This window comes from Pantoea sp. QMID4, assembly GCF_030270445.1.
Taxonomy (GTDB): domain Bacteria; phylum Pseudomonadota; class Gammaproteobacteria; order Enterobacterales; family Enterobacteriaceae; genus Pantoea; species Pantoea vagans.
In genome coordinates this window covers 273,239-296,508 of the sequence record NZ_BSXL01000005.1, presented here as the reverse complement: position 1 = coordinate 296,508, position 23,270 = coordinate 273,239, and the positions used below count along the sequence as shown (strand labels likewise).

Sequence of the window (23,270 nt, the reverse complement as noted above, 5' to 3'; positions counted from 1 at the left end):
ATTTAACGCCGTATCAATAATTCGCACAGTCCCTTAATAACATAAGATTTTACTCTGGAAGAACGCGGTTTATTCGCTGGCAGGAAAACAGGCCACATGTTATTAAATTTTAAATGTCGTGCTTAATTTTCATCTGTCGGGAAATAAAATATGAAAAAGAGTTTATCGCTTGCGCTACTGTTTTCGCTTATCGCGTTCACCCAGGGTGCCCTGGCCCAGCAGACACTGCGCTTTGGCGTTGATCCGACGTTCCCGCCGTTTGAATCCAAAGCGGCTGATGGGTCGTTACAGGGCTTTGATATTGATATTGGCAACGCCATCTGTGCGCAGGCAAAGGTGAAGTGCCAGTGGGTGCAGATGGGTTTTGACAGCAGCATCCCTGCCCTTCAGGCGAAGAAGTTTGACGCCATCCTGTCGGCAATGTCGATGACCGACAAACGTCGTCAGCAGGTGGCATTCAGCGATATGTTGTACAACACGCCGAGTGCCTTACTGGCGCCAGCGGCCAGCAAGCTGACGACCGACGTTGCTTCATTGCGCGGTAAGACGATTGGTGTAGCTCAGGGCACCATCCAGGAAACTTACGCCAAAACCAAATGGGAGTCGCAGGGCGTCAAAATCGTCTCTTATCCTAATCAGATGGAAGTCTACCCGGATCTGGTCGCCGGACGTCTCGATGGCAGCCTGGCGAATGCGGTCTCTGCTGAACAGGGATTTCTCACCACATCGGAAGGCAAGCCGTACGCCATTAAAGGAACACTGGTGGATAAAGTCATCTTTGGTGACGGTGTCGGTATCGCGTTACGCAAAGGCGATGAGGCAAATCTGAAGATGATCAACGCGGCGCTGGCAGAGATCCACAAAAACGGCACCTATGATCAGCTGACCAAAAAATACTTCAAATTCAACGTTTATCCGTGATGCGTATCGCGCGCCGCATCGCAGGAGGCTGAACATGGCATTACCCGATTACCGCGCTCAGCGCGCACGCTTTCTTGCCGCTGCGCAGAATAAAGGCCTAGAAATCACCTCTTACCCGCACCCACTCTCTGGACCCCAGGGAGAAACGCTTTTTACGGATGTGGCACGCGCAGGATCAGCCAGCGCATCGCGCCTGATGCTGGTTGTCTCAGGCACGCACGGCGTCGAAGGCTATTATGGTTCAGATTGTCAGATCGCCTGGCTTGATGCGCTGGATGAAAAAGCATTACCTGCTGACACCGCGCTGCTGCTGGTTCACCTCCTCAATCCGTGGGGAGCAGCCCATTTACGGCGCGTAAACGAAGACAACATCGACCTCAATCGTAACTTTATCGACTTCAGCCAGCCCATTCCGGCTAACCCGGATTATGCGCAATGGCACGGAATCTATCATGGCGACCGTGTCGGTGCGGATCGGCAGCTGGCTGAGGCGCTGGAGAGTCAGGGCTGGCAGGCAGTTAAACGCGTGGTGGAAGCCGGACAATATACGCTTGCGGATGGGTTCTTCTTCGGCGGACACCAGCCCTGCTGGTCTTACCTTACGATGAAGACGATCATCAATCAGCATCTCTCGGTTGCAAAAACCATCCTCAGCTTTGATCTGCATACTGGCGCTGGCGCGTGGGGGCATCCGATGCTGCTGTCCATTGCAGAGCAGCGTTATGCTGCTCATGAGTGGGGCAAAACTATTTATGGTCAGTGGCTGACCGTATTGTTGACCGGAACCGGACGTGACAGCGTAACCGGTGTGACCGCCACCGCAACGGGATATCTGTCGCAATATCTACTGAGTTCTCTTCCTGACACACTGATATTGCCGTTGGTGGTGGAATGCGGAACCTACGAGGGAGAGGATATGCACAGGCGGGTGCGTGAAGATCACTGGCTTCATCTCTGTGGCGATCCGGCCAGTGCGCATGGCCAGATGCAAAAGCAGCAGCTGGTCGAGGGGTTCTGGCCTGACGATGCGGACTGGCGTGCGTTAGTGACTTTCCGCACACAGCAAATCTTTCAGCGCGGCTGGCGTGCCCTGACAGACACGCCCTGATTTTATAGTCTGCCGTAAAAGGTCAACCGCGCGGTTTCTGACAACGCGATGTCAGGCTGCGTGTTGTAAGCCAGCACAGCCAGCATCCGGGTGACCTCGCCTTCGGTCGGGGTCACGCGATGCAGGGAATTACGACCGCGAAACAGTACCAGATCGCCGGCATCGATCTCCAGCGCGTCAACCGGCTGGCGCGCGTCCAGTACTGCGTCAACACCGTCGAAGTTCATCTCACCGGCATCGGCATCCCGCAAATCCTTCACATATTCAAACACCCCGCCCGCCAGCGGTTTCTGGACCAGTAAGGTGATAGCAAAGGAGGAGTTGTCGAAGTGCCAGCCCAGCTCCTGGCCGTGAGGCGCATAGTGCAGGTTAATCGACGAAAGCGGATCGGCATAAGGATAGAGCGCTTCCTCTCCCAGCACATCGCACAGGAAACGTTTAAACAGGTCATCGTTATAAAGCTGGCGCAGCGGCGAGTCGTCAGCGATAACATCATCTGTAATGCATCCTTTGGTGCTGAGCACATCCCGGTTACGCGGGTGATCCGCGCTGAACGCCTCATCCGGCTTCATCAGATAGACATTGTGTTTGCTGCGGGTGTGATAGGCCAGATGACGCCGGGCATTGCCCTCTTCAATAATCGCCTCCAGAGCATGAGGTTGTAAAAACTGACGCAGTACCAGCGCGCCGGAGTGGTTTAATTGCTCACGACAGCGCTGACGCCAGCCCTGATCGGCCAGCGGATGAAGATCGAGACGAACGAGGGATCCATACATAGCAACATTTCTCATGATGGGCAGGTGTGATATTACTCTACCTGTCGCCTGCCACGCTGCGTAACGATAAAAACTTACTGCCCTGCTAAGGAAGAGTTAATGCCAGCCCTATTGCCAAGGTTGCCCAAAATCAGTGTCATACAGTCCTTTAAAGTGGCCGCCGAACTGGGTAGCCTGGCAAAAGCCGCCGCCCAGCTGGCTTTAACCCCGGCAGCGGTCAGCCAGCAAATTCGCCAGCTGGAGGAGCAACTCGGCAGCACGCTGTTTCTGCGCACGCAGAGCGGCGTGATGCTGACCGAAACCGGCAAAGAGTATCTGCGCTATGTCACCGAAGCTTTTGATATTTTGCATCTCGGCCAGCAAAATATCCGCCATGCGGCCAGCGCCCCAAAACTCACGATTTACGCGCTACCGGCGCTGGCGTCGAAATGGCTGCTGCCCGAACTGACATACTGGCGCGATCGTTGTCCTGATATCGATCTCTCGTTACACGGCACCCATTCACCGGTCGATTTCACGGCGATGGCCGCCGATTTCGTAATCTGCTTTGGTGATGACCGTTACCCGCAGCTGGATAAGATCAGATTGTTTCAGGATAAGGTGTTGCCGGTGGCCAGTCCGTCTCTGCTTCGACATTTCACGCCGGAAACGATCTTAAGTCAGGCGCCGCTGATCCACCTCGACTGGGGTAATGAAGGACGATTCCTGCCGGACTGGCAAAGCTGGTTTCAGGCAAAAGGCATGGATGAACCGCTGCCACAACCCGCATTCAGCTTTAACCTGACCTCACTGGCGATTGATGCGGCCGTTGCGGGTGCCGGACTGCTGCTGGGACAACAACGCCTTATCGCGCCGGAACTGGCGCGTGGCGATCTGGTGGTGGTGGATGATCTTTGCCTGCCGCTGAGCAAACCCTATTTCCTGGCATGGCCGCAACGCACGCTGAGTCAGCCTGGCAGTGAAGCGATGATCGGCTGGCTAAAAGAACTGGGCGCGCGGTGCTGATACCCGGCTGCTGTGATGCATGTTGCCTGCGCCCGCCAGCATGTAGCCGCTGACGGGCGCAGCGGCATTCAGCATGCCCTTATCTGGCTGGCCGGTTGTGATCATCGTTACGCATTATCTTCAACGATTACCGCCACGCGTTGCCCTGAACGCACTGCGCTGCCTGGCTGGACGCTGACCTGCTGAATAATGCCGCTGCACGGAGCCAGAAGTGGGATCTCCATCTTCATCGACTCCAGCACGACAAGAACATCCCCTTCCCGCACCCGGCTGCCCACGGTCGCCTGCACCTGCCAGAGATTGCCGGAGACCGGACTTTCAACCCCCTGCTCGCCCGGCTGAAGCGGTGCGTCGCCGCCTACTTCCGCTACATTTTCCTGACTGTCGAAATGGGTCTGGCCGCTGGCTATCCAGCGGTCACGTTCAGCATTGAACGCGGTTTGCTGATGCTCACGAAATTCGCCGATACCCTTCGCTTCGCGTGCGAGGAAGTCCTGATACTCTGCCAGCTTCAGCGTGCTATGCTCAATGCGCAGCGGATAGCGACCGAGTGGAAAGTCGCGACGAATCTGCAGCAGTTCTTCCGCGGAAACCGGGTAAAAACGGATCTGATCGAAAAAGCGCAGCAGCCAGGGCTTACCACCAAAATCGGCTACTCCGTGATATCGGTTCCACATCTGCAGCGTGCGGCCGACAAACTGATAGCCGCCAGGCCCCTCCATGCCATAAACACACAGATAAGCGCCGCCGATGCCAACTGAGTTTTCCGCCGTCCAGGTGCGGGCTGGGTTATATTTTGTCGTCACCAGCCGATGACGCGGATCCAGCGGCGTGGCAACTGGCGCGCCAAGATAAACATCGCCCAGTCCCATGACCAGATAGCTGGCCTCAAACACGGTGTTCCAGACGGCCTGCTCATCCGGCAGATCGTTTATCCGCCGGATAAACTCAAGGTTGCTCGGGCACCAGGGCGCGTCCGGGCGCACGGTGGTTATATACTTTTCGATCGCCTTCTGACAGGCGGGATCGTCCCAGGAGAGCGGCAGATGGACCACACGCGTCGGCACCTGAAGGTCGTCACTCATGCAGACCCTCTCCCACGCACCACGCACCCACGCCAGCAGCACATCTGGTGTCAGCGTCTCCGGCTGGAAGTGGATTTGCAGCGAGCGGATGCCCGGCGTGATATCAATAATGCCGTTGCGGGATTGCGCTTCCAGCGCCTGCATCAGGGCGTGAATGCGAAAGCGCAGCACCAGATCCAGCTCCGGCTCGCCTGCCTCCAGCAGCAGATGCGTATCGCCAGAAAGCCGCGCCACCAGACGTTTATCCGCTTCGCCGCAGGTCATTATTATCGGCGACATCAGCGGCGCAGGTTCCCAGTGAATCGCCTGTGGCTGTAGCGTGTTCAGCTCTTTGCGACGTCCCTCTGCCAGTCGCCGTGCCGTCGGGATATCCACCGGAATAAACTGCACTTTGTCACCGGCTTTGAGCTGTCCCAGTTGCCAGAGATCCGCTTCGATAACCGTCGCCGGGCAGACGAACCCGCCGAGACTCGGGCCATCCGGTCCCAGGATGACCGGCATATCACCGGTAAAGTCGACCGCGCCAATGGCGTAAGGATTGTCATGAATATTCGAGGGGTGCAGTCCCGCTTCGCCGCCGCTGTCGCGGGTCCAGATCGGCTTTGGACCAATCAGGCGCACGCCTGTGCGGCTGGAGTTAAAGTGCACCTCCCATTCTGTGGCAAAGAATGTCGCCATATAGTCAGGCGCGAAGAACTCCAGCGCACCGTGGGGGCCGTAAATCACGCGCAGCGTGCGAACCGGCGCGAGATCGGTGCGCAGCGCAATGGGCAAATCTTTTCCGGCTGTGTTCGTAGTCCGCGGCGCGAGATGCAGCACATCACCGCTGCGCAGTGCGCGTCCTGCATGTCCACCAAACTGACCGAGGGTAAAGGTGCTTTTGCTGCCTAAATAGTCCGGCACCTGTATCCCGCCGCTCAGGCAGAGATAGCTTCTGACGCCCGCACCACACATCGCGCCCAGCTTCAGCGTTGATCCCGCCGGGAGGGTAAACACAGCGTCCATCGCCTGTTCAACGCCATCCAGCGTGATACTGAGCGGCGCACCGCAGACCACCGCCTGAATCGCCGTGTTAAATTTCAGGGTGGGCCCGTTCAGGGTGATTTCCAGCGCGGCGTCACTCTCATCATTGCCCAGCAGACGGTTACCTGAGCGCAGAGCGCGATCGTCCATCGGCCCCGACGGCGGCACACCGACCGCCCAGTATCCCAGTCGTCCGGGATAGTCCTGCACGCTGGTCTGGGTGCCGGCACTCAGTACCTCAACGGTTGCTGCCTGATAGCTGAGCTGCTCCAGGCAGCGGGTCCAGGGTTCACCCGTCGTAAAGGGCGCAAAGGCTAAAATCTGCTGGAGATAGCGGCGGTTGGTTTCAACGCCATAAAAACGGGTTTTCGCCAGCGCCTGTGCAAGTGCGACGATGGCCTCATCGCGCGTAGCGCTGAAGGCAATCACTTTTGCCAGCATCGGGTCAAAGAATGGCGGGACTTCGCATCCGGCCTCCACCCAGCGGTCGATGCGCAGGTTTTTACCGTCTGCTGCCGGGAAATGGACTTCAGTTAACAGTCCAGGTGAGGGCTGGAACTGTCGTCCCGGATCTTCTGCATAGATGCGCGCCTGCACGGCATGGCCCCGCGGATCCAGCGTGGTGGCTAACGTGCTTAGCGGCGGAAGATCGCCTGCCGCCAGCTCAATCATCCATTTCACCAGATCCACGCCCCAGACCTGCTCGGTTACGCCATGTTCAACCTGCAGGCGGGTATTCACCTCAAGGAAATAGAACTGCTGCGCCGCGCTGTCGTAAACAAACTCAACCGTTCCGGCGCTGCGATAGTTCACCGCTTTGCCCAGTGCGATAGCCGCCGAACAGAGCGCTTCGGCCATGCCAGCCGGCAGATTCGGCGCAGGCGTCTCTTCGATCACTTTCTGATTACGTCGCTGAATCGAGCAGTCGCGGACGCCCAGTGCGATAACGTCGCCCTTCCCGTCACCGAAAATCTGCACCTCAAGATGACGGGCATGTTCGATATATTTTTCGAGAAATACACCGGCGTCACTGAAGTTGTTCTGGCCGAGGCGCTGTACGGTTTCAAACGCGTCTGACAGTTCATTCGCATCACCGCAGACGCGCATGCCAATGCCGCCACCGCCCGCCGTGCTTTTCAGCATAACCGGATAGCCGACACGCTCTGCGGTGCGGCGGGCTTCGCTGACATCTGCCAGCAGTTCACTGCCTTCCAGCAACGGCACGCCTTCGGCCTTCGCCAGCGCACGGGCCGTATGTTTCAGGCCAAAGGTCCGTAACTGCTGCGGCGTGGGACCGACAAAAATCAAGCCGGCGGCCTCGCACGCCTCGGCAAAGGCGGCGTTTTCCGAAAGAAAACCGTAGCCAGGATGGATCGCTTTTGCCCCGCTCTGCTGCGCAGCAGCGATGATTTTTTCCGTCACCAGATAGGTTTGTGCGGCCGGCCCTTCACCCAAACTCAGCGCCACATCCGCTTCCCGGATATGTAAGCTGCTCAGGTCGGCTTCGGAGTAAACGGCGACGCCTTTCACCTGCATGGCACGCAGTGTACGAAGGATGCGGCAGGCGATCGCGCCGCGATTAGCAATCAGTAAGGTATCAAACATAGGCAACTCTCAGGGATGCGGGTCGTCCCGCAACATTCGATATTCCCTGGGGCCGTCCCCGGGGCTGACCGGCACTAGAAAGGTAGCCAGATAAGTTCAAAGGGCTGGCTCAGTTCCACACCAGCATTTCTGCGGGCGTCGGGTTCCAGCCATTACAGGGGTTATTCAGCTGCGGACAGTTGGAGATCAGCACCATTACGTTGCATTCGGCCATCAGGTCGACATATTTGCCGGGCGCAGATAAGCCGTCTTCGAAGGTCAGACCGCCTTCAGGCGTGACCGGAACGTTCATAAAAAAGTTAATGTTGGCGCCGATATCCCGCTTATGAAGACGGCCATCATGCAGGCAGGCGCACAGGAAGTTATCCCGACAGCTGTGCATGTAGCGCTTATCGTAGGCATAGCGCACGGTGTTGCTCTCCTGGGAACAGGCACCGCCCAGAGTATCGTGGCGACCACAGGTATCGGCGACGATCATCAGCAACGGATTGCCGAGGTTCGAATAGAGCACGCTGCCGGTGGTCAGATAGACCTTGCCCTGACGACGCAGCGTGCGCTGAGGATCGTAGCGTTCACGCGGATTATCAGTGTTGTAAAACAGGGTATCTATCGCCTGATTGCCTTCAAGGTCGAGCAGGCGCAGCGTTTGCCCTTTTTTGACTTCGAATAGCCACGGCTCGCCTGCCGGGATCACGTGGCGAGAGACGGCATCTTCAGGACGACGATCAGAGTGGAAAACGGTCATCGAAGCCTCCTTACAGGGCAAAAAGTTGAGTGTTGTGTAATGCACGCTGGTTTTCACCGCGATTAACGATCGCCTCGCTGACGGCCTGCAAATCGTCGGCCTGATACCAGCTCAGCTGGACCGGACGGGGATGATAGTCAGTGGCCGGATCCTGCGGATGTGGCAGCGCGGTCAGCACCATCAGCACATTCATGGGCGCATAAAGCTCAACGTAATCGCCCGCCTGGCTATTGCCTGCGCTGAACCCGAAGCGCCCCTGCTCATCAACCGTTATTTTGCTGAAAAAGTTGACGACCATCAGCAGATCTTCCAGACCCAGATCCCATTTGCCCATCTCAACCAGCAGATTATCCACGCCGTTGCGATAGAAGCCGTTACGCAGCTCCTGATAGCGACCGGCACCGTACTTCTCCTGTGTTTCCGCCGCGTTGAGCACGCCGCCAAATGGATCGTGCCAGCCGCAGCTATCGGCAACAATCGCGGCCATCACGCGGCCCATATCGGAGTAGAAACAGTGGCCGGTGGTCAGGCGAGCAGTATGCTGACCTTTCAGGGTATCCGGCAGATTGAGCCGTTCACTTTTCTCGTGCGGATTGAGCATCATCATGCTGACGTTCGCGCCGCCCCCGATGTCGGTCAGGCGCAGGATCTGCCCTTTACGCAGAATCAGCGAGGTATGCGCGCCACCGGGCAGCAGCTCTTCGCGCAGGCTCGGGGCTGAATGAAAAAGTTCTGTCATTGAGCGGTCTCCTTTAAAGGGTAAATATTGTTTTTGTTGCCGGTCGCCAGCTGAGACAGCCGCGTTTCATTAAGCGGGATGTCGTAGGTGATACGCGCGCCCCACGCATTGGGAGCCTGCGGGTCATTGCGCACCTTGTCGAACACCAGCAGCCGGGTACCCAGGTTGAAGCCTTCGGCAAGGTCGTGCGTGACCATAAAGACCGTCATCCGGGTTTCGCTCCACAGCTGGAGCAGCAGCGCATGCATATCTTTGCGGATGCCGGGGTCCAGCGCGCCAAACGGCTCATCCAGCAGCAGCACGCGTGGCTGCATCACAAACGCCTGCGCAATCGCCAGCCGCTGCTGCATTCCGCCGGAAAGCTGCGCCGGATATTTATTGAGTGAGTGGCTCAGCCCGACCTTTTCCAGCATCTGTTTAGCCTGTTCGCGTGCCTGGCGTTTTCGGGCACCAAATAACCGGCCGATAAAGGGTGATTCCGGAAGTTCGAGGCCAATGGCGACGTTATCCAGCACGTTGAGATGAGGGAAAACCGAATAGCGCTGAAACACCACGCCACGGCTGCGGTCCGGCTCTCCGGGCAGTTGCTCACCGTCCAGCGTGATTGATCCCCGCGTCGGCTTTTCCTGACCGAGCAGCAGGCGTAAAAATGTCGATTTACCGCAGCCGGACGCGCCTACCAGCGAACAGATTTCGCCCTCTTTCACCTGCAGATTGATGCGCTCCAGCACCACGTGGTCGCCATACTCCTGCCAGATATTTTTGATATCGATAAAACTCATTCCCGGCCTCCTTCCGCCCAGGGGAAACAGGCTTTGTGCAACTGGCGCAGCGCGAGATCCATCAGCCACGCCAGCAGCGTGATCCAGATGACATAAGGAATGATCACATCCATCGCCATATAGCGGCGCACCAGGAAAATGCGGTAACCCAGTCCGGCGGTTGCGGAAATGGCTTCGGCGGAGATCAGAAAGAGCCATGCCGATCCCAGCAGCAGACGCAGCGACGTAATCAGCCGCGATAACAGCTGCGGCAGCACGACCCGCAGCACCACCGTCCAGCTGTTCGCCCCCAGGGTTTGCGCTTTGATAAACAGCTCTGCGGGGATCTCCTGCGCCCGATGCTCCAGATCGCGTGCCAGCATTGGTGTGATGCCGATAACGATTAGCATCACTTTTGACAGCTCATCCAACCCGAAGACGATAAACAGCATTGGCAGCAGCGCCAGCGGCGGGATCATCGACACCACGGTCATGAAAGGTGACAGCGCCGCGCGGGTCATCGGAAAGACGCCTGCAGCAATGCCGATGCACAAGCCAATTACCGAAGAGAGCGCCAGGCCAGTCAGCAGACGGGTTAAGCTAATCCACGTATCCGCCCACAGCAGATACTCCCCACTGCGCTTGTCCGGCGTGAATGCCATCCGGTCGATGGCCGCGATCATCTGTGACAGGCCGGGCAGCAGTTTGTCGTGCGGATTAGCCTCCAGACGCACTGCCGAACTGATAAACCACGCGGCGATCAGCAACACAAACGGTAACAGCATCAGCGTCAGGCGCATTCCCTGCCGGGGATAGCGGTTGATGTGGCGCATGGCAAAAACTCCTGAGTCAGGTGATTACAGCTTGCCCGCAGCGGCCAGCTTCAGATAGCTGTCGTCAAAGCGCAGTTTGATGTTTGCGGTGTCGCCGACGGTGACGTTGCCCGGGAAGCGCATGCCGATGAAGTCAGCGCTTTGCGCACCCTCGCCCAGCAATCCTTTATCAAAGGAGAACGCAGCGACGCGCTGCATGGTTTTCGCCAAATCGGGGGAAGAGACAAAGGTCTGGGTTTCGGCAGGGGTCCGGAACAGATGGGTCGTTTTCAGCTGTGCTTTGTAACCGGCGAGGTCCGTACCGGAATCGGCCGCCATGGCACTCAGTGCCAGGGTGTCTCCGGCCTGCATCTTCGCCATCATCTCAAACCAGGCACCGGTCAGCGCCTTGCCAAGTGCGGGGTTATCTTTCAGGGTGTCGGTATTGACCACCATCATGTCAATCAACTCACCCGGCACGGCCGATGAGCTGAACACTTCTGACGTATGCGGCGTTTTTTTGATGACCGAAAGCTGCGGATTCCAGGCCACAGCCGCTTTTACGTTGCTGGTGCCGAACGCTGAGACGATATCGGCATCGGAGGTGTTCACGACTTTAACGTCTTTTTCCTGCAGTCCGGCCTTTTCCAGCCCGCGTACCAGCAGATAATGTGATACCGACAGCGCAGGCAGATAGACCGACATCCCTTTTAGATCGCTGAGCTTTTTATTTTCGCCTTTCAGCACCACGCCGTCGTTGCCATCGGAATAACTGCCGGTGATCAACGCCGTGCTATCAATGCCGCCGGCTGCAGGAATGGTCAGGGCATCCATGTTGGTCATGGTGCAGCCGTCAAACTGGCCGGCGGTGTACTGGTTGATCGATTCGATGTAGTCATTGAGCTGAGTGATATGAATTTTGATGCCATATTTGCTGGCCCATTTATCAATAATCTTCTCATTGCTGATGGTGCCCCAGGGCATCCAGCCCGCGTAAATGGTCCAGCAGATGTTGAACTCTTTTTTGACGGCGGCGATAGACGGCGCGCTGACCAGCAGCGTCAGCGAGAGAATCAGCGTCAGGAGGGGGGATTTCTTCATGGTTGACCTCTGGTTGGCACAAAAAAACGGGAGCAGCGCAGGACACCAGATGGTGCCGCTGTCTCCCGGGCTTTTGTCCCGCCGTGTAACCTCGCAGAGGTCGCCAGCTCTCGGACCAGACATTCACCTGCGTGAACCGGAACCCTAGCCAGCTATTTGCTATCAATGTGTCATACGCTGCTTACCGCTAAGACTTCAGCAAATGGCGTGCCAGGAATTAAAGCTTGAAATATCAGCAAAGTAGACGAGTTCCGGCACAGAAGGCACCGGGATGGTGAACCAGTGACGGGCATTGCACATAATCAGTGCTGTGTGAGGGATAAGGGCGATATGCGAAGTCAGTTTCTTTTTCTGCCTGCTGCTTTCCCAAAATAATGCCCCAGCCGTGACGCGCATCAGTCATCGCTATATAATACAATGCATAACGATTTTCGAGGAAAGTTAATGAAGCGCTTCTGGCAGATATGCACATTCGGTTTACTGATACTCCTTCCGCTCTCTTCCCAGGCATCGCGCCAGATCACCGACCAGATTGGCCGTCAGGTTACGATTCCTGACCACGTTGAACGCGTTGTTGTGCTCCAGCACCAGACGCTGAACCTGCTGGTGCAGATGAACGCCACCGATAAAATCGTCGGGGTGATGGCGAACTGGAAGCAGCAATTGGGCGACGGCTATGCCCGACTGGCACCTGAGCTGAACCATATGGCTATGCTTGGGGATCTGACGCATGTTGATCCGGAGAAACTGGTGGCGCTGCATCCGCAGGTGGTGTTTGTCACCAACTATGCGCCGCACGAGATGATCGACAGCATTACCGCGCTGGGAATCCCTGTCGTGGCTATCTCGCTGCGTCATGACCTGCCGGGTGAACAGGACAAAATGAACCCGACTCTCAGTGATGAGGAAATGGCCTATGACACAGGTCTGCGAGAAGGCATTACGCTGATTGGCGAGATCGTCAATAAACCCGCCGAAGCGAAAGCGCTGATTGACGCCACCGATCAGGGTCGCAAAATCGTCAGCGACCGCCTGAAAGATATACCGGCGGAGAAACGTATTCGCGCCTATATGGCAAATCCGCAACTGGCTACTTATGGTTCCGGGAAATATACCGGTCTGATGATGCAGCATGCGGGTGCGGTTAACGTCGCCGCGGCGACCGTGAAAGGATTTAAAACCGTGTCGATGGAGCAGGTGATCGCCTGGGATCCGCAGGTGATTTTTGTTCAGGACCGTTACCCCTCAGTCGTGAATGAAATCAACAGCTCTCCGCAATGGCAGGCGATTGATGCGGTCAAAAACCATCGCGTTTATCTGATGCCGGATTACGCCAAAGCCTGGGGCTATCCGATGCCGGAAGCGATGGGGATTGGCGAGCTGTGGATGGCAAAAAAACTCTATCCGCAGACGTTTCAGGATGTCGACATGAACAAACTGGCTAACCGCTGGTATCAACGTTTTTATCGCACTACTTATCAGGGGCCAGAGTGATGCAGGTACTGGCGGCGGGCAGCCTGAAAGGCGTCTGGCCGACACTCATGGCGTTCTTTCCGGAGCCGGTTGAAACCCGTTTTGGTCCGGCCGGCCTGCTCCGCGAACGCATTGAGGCCGGTGAGCGGTGCGACCTTTTTGCTTCAGCAAGTGATGATCATCCGCGCGCACTTCTGGCTGCCGGACGCGCGCTGGCCGTCATGCCGTTTGCCACCAATCGGCTCTGCATTACGGTGCGCAGCGATTGTCTTCAGACGGGAGATGACTGGTATACGTTGCTCACCCGTGACTCGCTGCGAGTCGCCACATCCACATCGGGTGCCGACCCGTCGGGTGACTATGCGCAGATTCTTTTCTCCCGGATGGGTAATGCCGGTGAAACGGTGCGTCAGCGCGCCCTCCCGCTGGTTGGCGGACGTGACTCAGCAGCGATTCCCACAGGCAGGCTGGCAGCGGAGTGGATTATTCAGGCGGATATGGCAGATCTGTTTATCGGCTATGCCAGCTATCGGACAGCCCTGTGCCGGATTGCCGGGCTGACGGTTGTGGATATTCCGGCGGCTGTTAATCCTGTTGCGCGCTATGCCTGTGCGGTCATCATGCCAGAGGCGCAAAGGCTGGCGATGTTCTTAGGTTCAGAGCAGGCAAAAGCGATATTGCGCGATGCGGGATTTGGCGGTGAATAAAAAGCGCTTTTTCTGTTACTCAGCGCCCCGTCAGCCTGCCGCTTAGCAGATTGCCATCTTTCACAACCGATGCATTTACGTAAACGCCATCGGTCACCCCCTCTGAAGAGGTGCCGGAACTGACACAACGCCGTCCCTTTAAAAGTGAGTGAGGTTCCAGTGCTCTGGCTGCTGCGGAACAGATTGAGCAGACAAGACAACCCGCATCATTATGTCGGCGAATAAAATCAATCACCGCAGCATTCGCTGACAGATTTTTACTGCCTTCCGGGCCGCCTGGCACAATCACCGCATCAAACAGCGGCTCGCGATTCTCCTCCAGCAGCTCATCAGCCATGACCTTGACCTGATGGTAGCGGGTCACTTCCCTGTAGAGCTGACAGGCCACAGTGGTCACGCGAACGCCCAGACGTTAAAGAATATCGAGCGTGATAATGGCTTCAGCTTCTTCAAAACCGGACGCGAGCAGCAGGGCAACATTCTTATCCATAAAAAATTCTTTTACATTGTGGGTGTGTATGGAGCAAAGAACGTTAATCCTGGTCTGTGCAGGCATACCGTTTACTGATCCGACTCAAATCCGGATAAGGTTTAATTCTGAGGTTAGCAGCGGCAGCGAAAACACTGCCGTCATGAGTCATGACAAAAGCAGCCACTTAAAACTCTTCGGGTTCTCCCGGCAGCGGCTCGGTTAATTCCTGCCCTTTTACACCGGCATACGTGATCACCAGTTCAGCGGCTTCATCCAGAGTGTAACCACGATGCGCGCTGTTAACCGTTTCATTCAGAGCTTCACCTGCTGTGAACGTACGCTGTTCGCCACTCTCTTTATCCTCAACAATCAGGGTGCCGGAAAGAATAAACGCCGCATTCGGCATTGGGTGGGTGTGCCAGGGCAATGCCGTATGGGCAGGCAGTGACAGTCGCATCACTGTCAGTTCGGGTTCGCCAGTGGGATAAGCATGAATCACCTCACCGTTCCAGGCCTGGCTGCTGCGCATTACTTCGACCGCGTTAATCTCTTTATCCTGCTTTGACATGGTTAATTCCTGTTGTTACTCAATAGAATGCCAGTAGTGACGGAGCAGTAAGCGTAGAAGAAAATGGCGCTGAGGGTTTCCTGCGTGATGAATCCATAAATGATCTCTCAGCCAGTGCAGAAAAAATAGCGGGAATGATCGGGCCAGCAGAGTGGATGGCTAATTAATGTTCGAAATGTGCTTTGCGGTTATAAGATATATTCCACCGTCAGTACGCAACCTGTGCATTCTGTATTATCTTTGAAGCCATCTACTATCTGAGGGATTTCTGATAATGAAAGGTTTGTTTACAGCATTACTCGCCAGTTCTGTTTTATTATTATCCGCCTGTTCTAAAGACGACGATAATAAAGTTAAAGTCGCGATTAATACCGGGCCGGATGAAGCAATCTGGCAGGTGGTACAGCAGGTTGCCAAAGATAAATACAAGCTCGATGTTGAAGTTCTTAACTTCAATGATTATGTGCTGCCAAACGAAGCACTGAATAACAAAGAGGTTGATGCCAACGCCTTCCAGAGCCTGCCTTATCTTGAAGATCAGTCGAAAGAGCGCGGCTATAAATTTGCAGTGGTGGGCAAAACTTTCGTGTTCCCGATTGCAGCCTATTCGCACAAAATCAAAAACATCAGTGAACTGCAGAATGGTGCCACTGTTACTCTCTCTAATGAGGCGACCACGCTGGGACGCAGCCTGCTGTTACTTCAGGCACAGGGTCTGATTAAACTGAAAGACGGTGTGGGTTATTTACCGACCTCGCTTGATATCATCGAAAATCCAAAAAATCTGAAGCTGGTTGAAGTGGATACGCCACAGCTGACCCGCACCCTGGACGATCCGAACGTTGCTTTATCCATCATCAATACTAACTTCTCGGCTCAGGCTGGATTATCAGCACATCGCGATGGTTTATTTATGGAAAGTGCCTCGTCGCCTTACGTCAATGCACTGGTATCACGTGAAGATAATAAAGACAGCGACAAAATTCAGAAGCTGAAGTCTGCGCTGCAGTCACCGGAAGTTGCGGCCAAAGCCGAAGAAGTCTACAAAGGTGATGCCATTAAAGGCTGGTAAACCGCCCAGTAATCGATCCTGAACGTTCAAAATAGGCCGCACTCTGATGCGGCCTTTTTTATATCCGTATTTTTCATTTGCATGTCCGTCGGCACGGGTTGCGTGCAGGCGACCGTCAGGAAAGCCAGAGGCGAAGTTACGCGGCTGCACCTTTAGGCTGAGCAGAGAGATGCCCCGCCCACAGACTCGCTACCCATTTCACCCCTTTCGAGGTGAAGCGCGCCTGAGAAAAAGCGTGCTGGTTTTCACCGGTGCCGGTATGCAGCGTAAAGTAGCCCGCCTGCAGATGATAGTGTTGCGGCGTCAGCGTTCCTTTGGCGCGATACATGATGTTGCGATCCAGCAGGAACTGGCGGAACTCCGGCTCTTTCACTTTCAGCATCTTGCAGAGCTGACGAAAACCCAGCGAGTCTTCAACTTCTGTGAAGCTATCAAAGAACGCCGCCTTTGGAGCCGAGAGGGCCAGCTGCTGCTCTGCCGCCTGACGCTGTTCAAACTGCTCAGCCCATGCGCGAGCCGCTTCAGCCGGGTTGGTGAAGTCAGGCAGATGCGTGGTCTTTTCACGATCCTGCCAGCGGTCCAGCACTTCAGCCGTGAAGCCCGGAGAAAGACGCGCCACAGCCAGCAGAGAGTCACGCTTGCTGAGACGATACTCCTGTCGCACTTCTCCATCCCGCTCATAGTCATTTACTTTGAGTGGCTGAGAAAGACGCTGAGCCGTTTCCAGACTTTTGATTAACCGCTTCACTTCTCCGTGTGTAATGCCGGTCATCTGAGCCAATTCACGGCTGCTCATTGTGACCGATTGTTCCAGAGATTTGAGGCTTTCAGTCGAAATCATCATGGGTTCACCCCTCGCTAACGCTACCAATACCCGGCGGGCAGTCCATTTATTATACAAATAACTGTTCATATATCCAGTATTTTATTTAAGCAATAACGTAAATGGAACCGGTTACGCAAACAAGGGAGCAGAAGGCATTTTCCGGTCTGGAAGGTGTGTTCAGGGCGAGTTAATCAATGTTAGTAGCACATTTCCTGCAGCCAGTAAGGCTAATGACGCTATCTGTTATTTACATATAATCACAATGATGGACAAAGATTCTTTACATTGCAGTATAGTGATGGCTCTCAGCAGGTTACTGACCTGCGATGCTCACTATTTTGATTCGGTGTGCTGAGGCTCGATCTGGCCCGTTACCACTGAATGTTATCTATTACTGGAGTAAGTCATGCAGCCGTTGAAAGTCGCCTTTATCAAAGCTAACTGGCACAGCGAAATCGTTTCTCAGGTTCTGACCGGGTTTGAACAGGAACTGGAAAGTCGCGGTGCCTTATACGAGATCAAAACATGGGATGTTCCTGGCGCTTTTGAAATGCCGCTGCTGGCGCAACGTCTGGCACAGACCGGCAATTACGATGCGATTGTCTGTGCAGCACTGGTGGTGGATGGCGGCATCTATCGCCATGATTTCGTCGCTCAGGCGGTCGTGAGTGGTCTGATGCAGGCGCAGCTGACGACTAACGTGCCCGTCTTCTCCGTGTCACTGACGCCACACAATTTCCAGCCATCGGCAGAGTTCATCGACTTCTATACTCAGCACTTTATTAAAAAGGGTCAGGAAGCGGCACGCGCTGTCTGTCAGATCCACGCGCTCGACCTCTGATTAACCTGTCATAGATGCGGATAACGCATCTGCCCCCGCTGTTGAGGAGAGAAAGTTGGAAAATTTACGCCCGCCCTTACCGCCATTTACACGGCCTGAACAGGCAGTAGAAAAAGTACGGCTCGCTGAAGATGGCTGGAACAGTCGGGATGCTGAACGTGTGGCGCTGGCCTATTCGGCAGATAGCCGGTGGCGTAATCGCGATACCTTTCTGACCGGCCGGGCGGATATTGTCGCGTTCCTGCAGCAAAAATGGCAGCGGGAGCAGCAGTATCGGCTGATTAAAGAGCTATGGAGTTTTGACCAGAACCGGATTGCGGTGCGGTTTGCCTATGAATGGCACGACGAGCAGCTACAGTGGTATCGCTCTTATGGTAACGAGAACTGGGCGTTTGATGAGCAGGGTTTGATGACGCAGCGTTTTGCCAGCATCAACGACCTGAAAATCGGCGAAGAACAGCGGCTGTTTCACTGGCCACAGGGGCGTCGCCCGGATGACCATCCTTCCCTGAGCGAGCTCGGTTTATAACAGGTGTTTCCAGCGGAGAGCGCTGCTCTCCGCCGTTATCAACTCAGCCCTGCTCGCCCTTGTTCTCGACAAAGGTCGCTTTGTTGCGGGTGATCGTATAGGCCACTTTTTTGACATCTTCAGGTGACGTGGTCACTTCAACTGGCGCAATGGTGACACGGCCCATGCCAAACAGCGTCGGCACATATCCCCCCACCTGATGCTTACCCGCCGGCACATGCAGCAGTTTGCTTTCACCATTCGGCAATCTGCCAGCGTCTTTACCATCAACTGTCAGGAATACACTGGAGCCATCATCCGCGCGGGTCTTGATATGTGAGACATCGATCTGTGTCGGACCAGCAGCAAAATCATCTGGTGCATCGTTGGCGGCATGTTTCGCACAGCCAGTCAGTACAGTAGCAACCGTCATAACGGCGAGAGTAAAACGATAACGCATTGGACACTCTTTCTCCTGATCATCAGAACCGACTATTTTAGCGGTTTGCAGGCCGGATGTAAGGGGGTGGGAAGTCAGCATGCTCTTAAAATGGACAAAACAGCGCTGCTTTTACGGACGCATTGCGTAAAGAATCTTTACTGAATAAATACACAGTCTTTTTATGATGAGTAATAGCGCATTTAACCTGCTGATCGCGCTGAATATAACCTGTTCAGCAAACCGAATAAGCGCAGCCTGACGCGTGCTTTTCTACGCTCTTAACGGGCGTTAACACTGTTAATTAACGATTATAAGGTTCATAGTGGTTGTTCATCCTCGGTTAATTCCGGCGGCCTTTTCCTCAGCAGAGGGCACGATATGCAATTTCATACTACCGATACTGTTTGTGCGATAACCGGCACGCATCCCGCGAATCTGAAGCGCTGGATGAAGCAGGGATTACTGACATCACAGCAGAATGCAGACGAGTGGAGCAATACTCATCTTAGCGAAATCCATACTCTGGTTGGTTTAACGTCAACCGGCGCAACACTTAATGAGATCAGGCAGGGCCAGCAGGACGCATCGGCAGTCAAGACCTACGGCTGGGCGGCGCGTAAGGGCGACATGCTCTGGCAGCTTGAATTTGGCACACCGCTGTCGCTTTCACGTCAGATGCACAACATGTCCAGTAATTACAGCGGTGAGGATTTCATCATTAATTTGCTGCGGCCGCTGAGCGTCTGGCTCTATGCCGACCACCGTCAGGGCGCGTCACGACGTCTCGACCGTTTTGAGCAAGCCGTTAAGCAGCAGGCGGACAAAGTGATGCGCGTCTCATCGCGTAATAAATCGTCCGTTTCTCTGTTTCTGGAAGCGGTGAGCGTACTCGATAAAACGGAAATCTGGCTTGAGGCGATTCGTCTGACGGCTATGGGCTTTAATGTCGCGGTTGACTCACGTGCCACCGGACAGCCTGCTATTAAAACTGCCATCCATCAACATCATGTGATGTGGTGTGGCGCGGGGATCAGTCAGGTGATGCAGGACTATTTTGAGCAGCAGAGTGAAGATGGTTTTCCGGTTATGCTCAGTGGACCTGATCGTAATCTGCATTTTTCACAAACTTCCTCTTCCAGCGCTGCCTGACAGCAGGCAGCTTTTCCATTCCCCGCTTTACCGCGCCAGTAAATAATTTTTTTCGTTAAGAATATCTTAAGGTGGCTACGTATACTTGTCCTTCGACCTGACTCATTGACGAGACAACGATGAAAAAGACTTTACTGACCCTTTGCCTGTTGCCACTGACTTTCACCGCTGCGCATGCGGCATCCAATCTGACCGGTTGTGCCGCCAAAAAGCATCAGATTGAGACCCAGATTTCCTTCGCCCGCCAGCACAATAATACCCATCAGGTTGCCGGCCTTGAAAAAGCGCTGCGCGAAGTGGATCAGAACTGCACTGAAGGAAGCCTGTTAAAACAGCGCCAGGAAAAAGTGGCAGAGAAAAAGCTTAAGGTGCGGGAGCGTGAACAGGAGCTGGCAAAAGCGAAAGCGGAAAGACGCAGTGCCAGCAAGATTCAGAAGCGCGAAGATAAGCTGGAAGAAGCGCATGAAGAGCTGAATGAAGCCGAACAGGCTATGCGGCAGTAAATCGTCCGGGCCAGCCTTTCAGCGCAGGCCCGTTATCTCTCTTTCCCACCCTTAGCAATCTTATTTATCCTAACCAGATGATTAGACTGCTTATTCCCTGCTCAATCCATTACTTCAGGTAATCCTTTGATTACTTATTCTCATGCACTTAATTGGTGCACCAAAGTCAATGAAGCTAAGATCAATTATTTAACTTTTTGAACACCTTCAAAGAATTGAAAGATAGCGAGAACACCCTTCATATGCAGTCCGTACGCACCTGAATCGCATTATTATTCGTCTTTAATGGGCATCTCTCAAAATCTATTCACTGAAAACGCCCCGAAATGGGGCGCGGCCGCACTTTTACAGCGTAGCCCTCCCATCTTATTTGTTTCAGAAGTGTTAGATTATGTCCGCGCCATACAATGCGCTCACCATCCACGGCTCCACACAATAAATAACTTAATTAAGAAAGGTTTTTTATGGATAAGTTATCTTATGCGTCTGAAAGCAGCACATCTGCCTGGTCCACCTACTTACAGCAAATCGACCGGGTTTCGCCCTATCTGGGCGACCTTTCACGTTGGATAGATACTTTGCGGCATCCAAAACGTGCGCTGATTGTCGACATTCCTCTCCAGATGGATGATGGCTCGATTCGCCATTTCGAGGGCTATCGCGTTCAGCACAACCTTTCACGCGGCCCGGGTAAAGGTGGCATTCGCTATCATCCGGATGTCGATCTTAATGAAGTCATGGCGCTCTCTGCGTGGATGACCATTAAATGTGCTGCAGTTAACCTGCCTTACGGTGGGGCTAAGGGCGGCATCCGGGTCGATCCCTTCAAACTTTCCGATGGTGAACTTGAGAGGCTAACCCGTCGTTATACCAGCGAGATCGGCATCATCATTGGACCGCAAAAAGATATTCCGGCACCGGACGTGGGCACTAACAGCAAAGTGATGGCGTGGATGATGGATACCTACTCCATGAACCACGGCACCACGATTACCGGCGTGGTGACCGGCAAACCGATTCATCTGGGCGGTTCACTGGGCCGCGAAAAAGCGACCGGCCGTGGGGTGTTTATCACTGGCCGTGAAGTGGCCCGTCGTTCAGGTATTGAAATTGAAGGCGCCCGTGTGGCGGTTCAGGGCTTCGGTAACGTCGGCAGCGAAGCGGCACGTCTGTTTGATGAGGCGGGCGGGCGCGTGGTGGTGATTCAGGATCATACTGCAACGATTTATAATTCCAATGGCATTGATATGGCCGCGCTGAGCGAATGGCAGACCGCCCATAAGCAGATTGCTGGTTTCCCTGGTGCGCAGAGCATTGATAAAGAGGCGTTCTGGACCACTGAGATGGATATCCTGATCCCGGCCGCGCTGGAAGGCCAGATTACCCGCGAGCGCGCAGAGATGCTGAGCTGCAAAATCGTTCTGGAAGGCGCAAACGGTCCGACTTATCCGGATGCCGATGATATGCTGGCAACACGCGGCATTATCGTTGTGCCGGATGTGGTCTGTAATGCCGGCGGTGTGACCGTCAGCTACTTCGAATGGGTTCAGGACATGGCCAGCTTCTTCTGGAGTGAAGATGAGATCAATCGTCGTTCCGATAAGATTATGACCGAAGCGATGGTTCATATCTGGGAAAAGTCGAAGGAGAAGGATTGCTCGCTGCGCACTGCGGCGTATATCGTGGCGTGTGAACGGATCCTGATGGCGCGTAAAGATCGCGGTATCTACCCGGGTTAATGCTTATGGCGCTGTTGTCTGCAACAGCGCCATTTTTCTACTTCATCAGCACCTGAAACTGCGGATTAAATTCATCAAAGATCGGTAACGCAGCGGCCCCCAGCGCAGCGGTATCGCTGCCGGTCATGCCCGTTTTCAGTCGCATGTTTAACAGGTAACGTCCACGCACCGACTGATAAAGCGGCGGCAGGCGCGCGACCATCTGCTCCAGCAACGGCGCAGGCATCATCCCGCCAATAATTACCGCCTCTGCATCAAATACAGACTCCAGAATATTGATTGCCTGGCGCAACGGCGTTGTCACGCTCTCAATCCAGGCGGTGAAACGCGCAGGTTCAATCTGCAGCAGATCTTCAGGCAGCGCCCGCATCGGATCAAGCCCGCAGAATTCATAGGCGGCCTGTAATGAGACATAACGTTCCAGACAGCCCTGATTACCGCAATAGCAGTCACGTCCGCCCGGCTCCACTACAATGTGGCCAATCTCTCCGGCATTATGAGCATGACCGGTATAGATGTGGCCATCGGTGAAAATGCCGGCACCCAGACCGGTGCCGATGTAGAGATAGATGAAGGAGTTGAGATGGCGCGCCGTACCGTGAAAGCGTTCGCCGATGGCGGCGACCGTGGCGTCATTTTCCAGCGTTACCGGCAGCCCGCTGATAGCGGCGAGCTCAGCTTCAATATCCACCTGCTCCCAGCCGTTCAGCGTGGTCGGCCCGACGGATGAAATGCCTTCCACGCCAAAAGGTCCCGGCATCACCACGCCGATCCCCAGTACCTTCTTCCACTGCGTGCCCAGAAAAGCGCGCATCTCCTCCAGTATTCCAGCAATGCACGCCAGGGTAGCAGCAGGCTGAGGCTTTTGCACCAGCACGAGGCGGCGGAAATGCACTTCACCGCTTAGATCGACCAGCACCAGCAAGAGCGTCTGGTGATCAAGATGAATGCCAATCGACCAGGCGCTGGTGGGATTAAGCGTGACCGGAATCGAAGGCTGACCGCGCCCGCTGCGGCGCGGCTGACGGCTGGTCAGCAATCCGGCCAGCTCCAGTTCAGCCACGATATTGGACACGGTCTGCGGCGTCAGTGCCGTCATACGCGCCAGTTCGGCACGGGTCAGCTCACCGTGCAGGCGGATGGCTTCAATTACAACACGCCGGTTATGCGCCCGCGCATGTTCAAGGTTTGTACCCGAGGTTTTCATGTTGTTTTCCATTACAGCGGGACCCGACAGTATTGGTCTCTGAAAGCATTCGGGCAAACAATATCTTTGATCCTGCACGCAA

Annotated in this window: 24 protein-coding genes and 1 riboswitch; of the genes, 11 read left to right on the top strand and 13 right to left on the bottom strand. The window is 54.9% G+C overall.

Going from position 1 to position 23,270, the window contains the following annotated elements; genetic code table 11:
• Positions 1–150: 150 nt before the first annotated feature.
• Both QSK07_RS13410 and QSK07_RS13405 read left to right on the top strand, forming a co-directional pair.
• On the top strand, positions 151–921 hold the full coding sequence (locus tag QSK07_RS13410; protein ID WP_285721562.1) for an ABC transporter substrate-binding protein: 771 nt from the start codon (positions 151–153) through the stop codon (positions 919–921).
• A 34-nt stretch (positions 922–955) separates the two neighbouring features.
• Positions 956–2,029: a DUF2817 domain-containing protein gene (locus tag QSK07_RS13405; protein ID WP_285721563.1), complete on the top strand. Its 1,074-nt coding sequence runs from the start codon at positions 956–958 to the stop codon at positions 2,027–2,029.
• A 2-nt stretch (positions 2,030–2,031) separates the two neighbouring features.
• Here the strand turns inward: QSK07_RS13405 and QSK07_RS13400 are convergent, their stop codons facing one another.
• Positions 2,032–2,805, bottom strand: coding sequence for a HalD/BesD family halogenase (locus QSK07_RS13400; protein ID WP_275221836.1), 774 nt, complete (start codon positions 2,803–2,805; stop codon positions 2,032–2,034).
• A 99-nt stretch (positions 2,806–2,904) separates the two neighbouring features.
• Here QSK07_RS13400 and QSK07_RS13395 point away from each other — a divergent pair, with 99 nt between their 5' ends.
• A complete protein-coding gene (locus QSK07_RS13395; protein ID WP_285721564.1) occupies positions 2,905–3,810 on the top strand; it encodes a LysR substrate-binding domain-containing protein in 906 nt (301 codons plus the stop codon).
• Here the strand turns inward: QSK07_RS13395 and QSK07_RS13390 are convergent.
• The 7 genes from QSK07_RS13390 to QSK07_RS13360 form a co-directional block, all read right to left on the bottom strand.
• A complete protein-coding gene (locus QSK07_RS13390; protein WP_285721565.1) occupies positions 3,784–3,915 on the bottom strand; it encodes a hypothetical protein in 132 nt (43 codons plus the stop codon). The genes QSK07_RS13395 and QSK07_RS13390 overlap by 27 nt on opposite strands.
• A 2-nt stretch (positions 3,916–3,917) precedes the next feature.
• Positions 3,918–7,523 (bottom strand): urea carboxylase, encoded by a 3,606-nt coding sequence (uca, locus tag QSK07_RS13385; protein WP_285721566.1) that lies wholly within the window; start codon positions 7,521–7,523, stop codon positions 3,918–3,920.
• Positions 7,524–7,632: 109 nt separating this feature from the next.
• Positions 7,633–8,268, bottom strand: coding sequence for an urea amidolyase associated protein UAAP2 (locus tag QSK07_RS13380; RefSeq protein WP_285721567.1), 636 nt, complete (start codon positions 8,266–8,268; stop codon positions 7,633–7,635).
• 10 nt (positions 8,269–8,278) lie between these two features.
• Entirely contained in the window at positions 8,279–9,007 is a 729-nt protein-coding gene (locus tag QSK07_RS13375) for an urea amidolyase associated protein UAAP1 (RefSeq protein WP_285721568.1), read from the bottom strand.
• Positions 9,004–9,789: an ABC transporter ATP-binding protein gene (locus tag QSK07_RS13370; protein ID WP_285721569.1), complete on the bottom strand. Its 786-nt coding sequence runs from the start codon at positions 9,787–9,789 to the stop codon at positions 9,004–9,006. The genes QSK07_RS13375 and QSK07_RS13370 overlap by 4 nt, the downstream gene beginning before the upstream one ends.
• Entirely contained in the window at positions 9,786–10,601 is an 816-nt protein-coding gene (locus tag QSK07_RS13365) for an ABC transporter permease (protein ID WP_098050117.1), read from the bottom strand. The genes QSK07_RS13370 and QSK07_RS13365 overlap by 4 nt, the downstream gene beginning before the upstream one ends.
• Before the next feature lie 24 nt (positions 10,602–10,625).
• A complete protein-coding gene (locus QSK07_RS13360) occupies positions 10,626–11,681 on the bottom strand; it encodes a putative urea ABC transporter substrate-binding protein (RefSeq protein WP_098050116.1) in 1,056 nt (351 codons plus the stop codon).
• Positions 11,682–11,741: 60 nt separating this feature from the next.
• Positions 11,742–11,840, bottom strand: a riboswitch (guanidine-I (ykkC/yxkD leader).
• 285 nt (positions 11,841–12,125) lie between these two features.
• On the opposite strand from QSK07_RS13360, the gene QSK07_RS13355 reads away from it, so the two are divergent.
• Both QSK07_RS13355 and QSK07_RS13350 read left to right on the top strand, forming a co-directional pair.
• Positions 12,126–13,175 (top strand): ABC transporter substrate-binding protein, encoded by a 1,050-nt coding sequence (locus QSK07_RS13355; protein WP_285721570.1) that lies wholly within the window; start codon positions 12,126–12,128, stop codon positions 13,173–13,175.
• Positions 13,175–13,861 (top strand): molybdate ABC transporter substrate-binding protein, encoded by a 687-nt coding sequence (locus QSK07_RS13350; RefSeq protein ID WP_098050113.1) that lies wholly within the window; start codon positions 13,175–13,177, stop codon positions 13,859–13,861. The genes QSK07_RS13355 and QSK07_RS13350 overlap by 1 nt, the downstream gene beginning before the upstream one ends.
• Positions 13,862–13,880: 19 nt before the next feature.
• On the opposite strand, the gene QSK07_RS13345 is transcribed toward QSK07_RS13350, so the two are convergent.
• Positions 13,881–14,258, bottom strand: coding sequence for a DJ-1/PfpI family protein (locus QSK07_RS13345; protein ID WP_285721571.1), 378 nt, complete (start codon positions 14,256–14,258; stop codon positions 13,881–13,883).
• Positions 14,259–14,517: 259 nt separating this feature from the next.
• Complete coding sequence (locus QSK07_RS13340; protein ID WP_285721572.1) at positions 14,518–14,901, bottom strand: cupin domain-containing protein; 384 nt, start codon at positions 14,899–14,901, stop codon at positions 14,518–14,520.
• A gap of 274 nt (positions 14,902–15,175) precedes the next feature.
• On the opposite strand from QSK07_RS13340, the gene QSK07_RS13335 reads away from it, so the two are divergent.
• Entirely contained in the window at positions 15,176–15,973 is a 798-nt protein-coding gene (locus tag QSK07_RS13335) for a MetQ/NlpA family ABC transporter substrate-binding protein (protein ID WP_285721573.1), read from the top strand.
• A 136-nt stretch (positions 15,974–16,109) separates the two neighbouring features.
• On the opposite strand, the gene QSK07_RS13330 is transcribed toward QSK07_RS13335, so the two are convergent.
• Positions 16,110–16,817: a phage antirepressor KilAC domain-containing protein gene (locus QSK07_RS13330; RefSeq protein ID WP_285721574.1), complete on the bottom strand. Its 708-nt coding sequence runs from the start codon at positions 16,815–16,817 to the stop codon at positions 16,110–16,112.
• Positions 16,818–17,205: 388 nt separating this feature from the next.
• Here QSK07_RS13330 and QSK07_RS13325 point away from each other — a divergent pair, with 388 nt between their 5' ends.
• Positions 17,206–17,640 (top strand): 6,7-dimethyl-8-ribityllumazine synthase, encoded by a 435-nt coding sequence (locus QSK07_RS13325; protein WP_285721575.1) that lies wholly within the window; start codon positions 17,206–17,208, stop codon positions 17,638–17,640.
• A gap of 55 nt (positions 17,641–17,695) precedes the next feature.
• Positions 17,696–18,169: a nuclear transport factor 2 family protein gene (locus QSK07_RS13320; RefSeq protein ID WP_285721576.1), complete on the top strand. Its 474-nt coding sequence runs from the start codon at positions 17,696–17,698 to the stop codon at positions 18,167–18,169.
• Positions 18,170–18,212: 43 nt separating this feature from the next.
• Here QSK07_RS13320 and QSK07_RS13315 read toward each other — a convergent pair whose 3' ends face one another.
• Positions 18,213–18,608, bottom strand: a complete 396-nt coding sequence (locus QSK07_RS13315; protein ID WP_098050107.1) for a hypothetical protein — start codon at positions 18,606–18,608, stop codon at positions 18,213–18,215.
• A 360-nt stretch (positions 18,609–18,968) separates the two neighbouring features.
• Here QSK07_RS13315 and QSK07_RS13310 point away from each other — a divergent pair, with 360 nt between their 5' ends.
• From QSK07_RS13310 to QSK07_RS13300, 3 genes are all read left to right on the top strand, one after another.
• Complete coding sequence (locus QSK07_RS13310) at positions 18,969–19,739, top strand: MerR family transcriptional regulator (RefSeq protein WP_285721577.1); 771 nt, start codon at positions 18,969–18,971, stop codon at positions 19,737–19,739.
• A 119-nt stretch (positions 19,740–19,858) separates the two neighbouring features.
• Positions 19,859–20,242 (top strand): DUF1090 domain-containing protein, encoded by a 384-nt coding sequence (locus QSK07_RS13305; protein WP_285721578.1) that lies wholly within the window; start codon positions 19,859–19,861, stop codon positions 20,240–20,242.
• Between the two features lie 464 nt (positions 20,243–20,706).
• On the top strand, positions 20,707–21,981 hold the full coding sequence (locus QSK07_RS13300) for a Glu/Leu/Phe/Val family dehydrogenase (RefSeq protein WP_285721579.1): 1,275 nt from the start codon (positions 20,707–20,709) through the stop codon (positions 21,979–21,981).
• Positions 21,982–22,018: 37 nt separating this feature from the next.
• On the opposite strand, the gene QSK07_RS13295 is transcribed toward QSK07_RS13300, so the two are convergent.
• Entirely contained in the window at positions 22,019–23,188 is a 1,170-nt protein-coding gene (locus QSK07_RS13295) for an ROK family transcriptional regulator (RefSeq protein WP_098050103.1), read from the bottom strand.
• Positions 23,189–23,270: the final 82 nt, after the last annotated feature.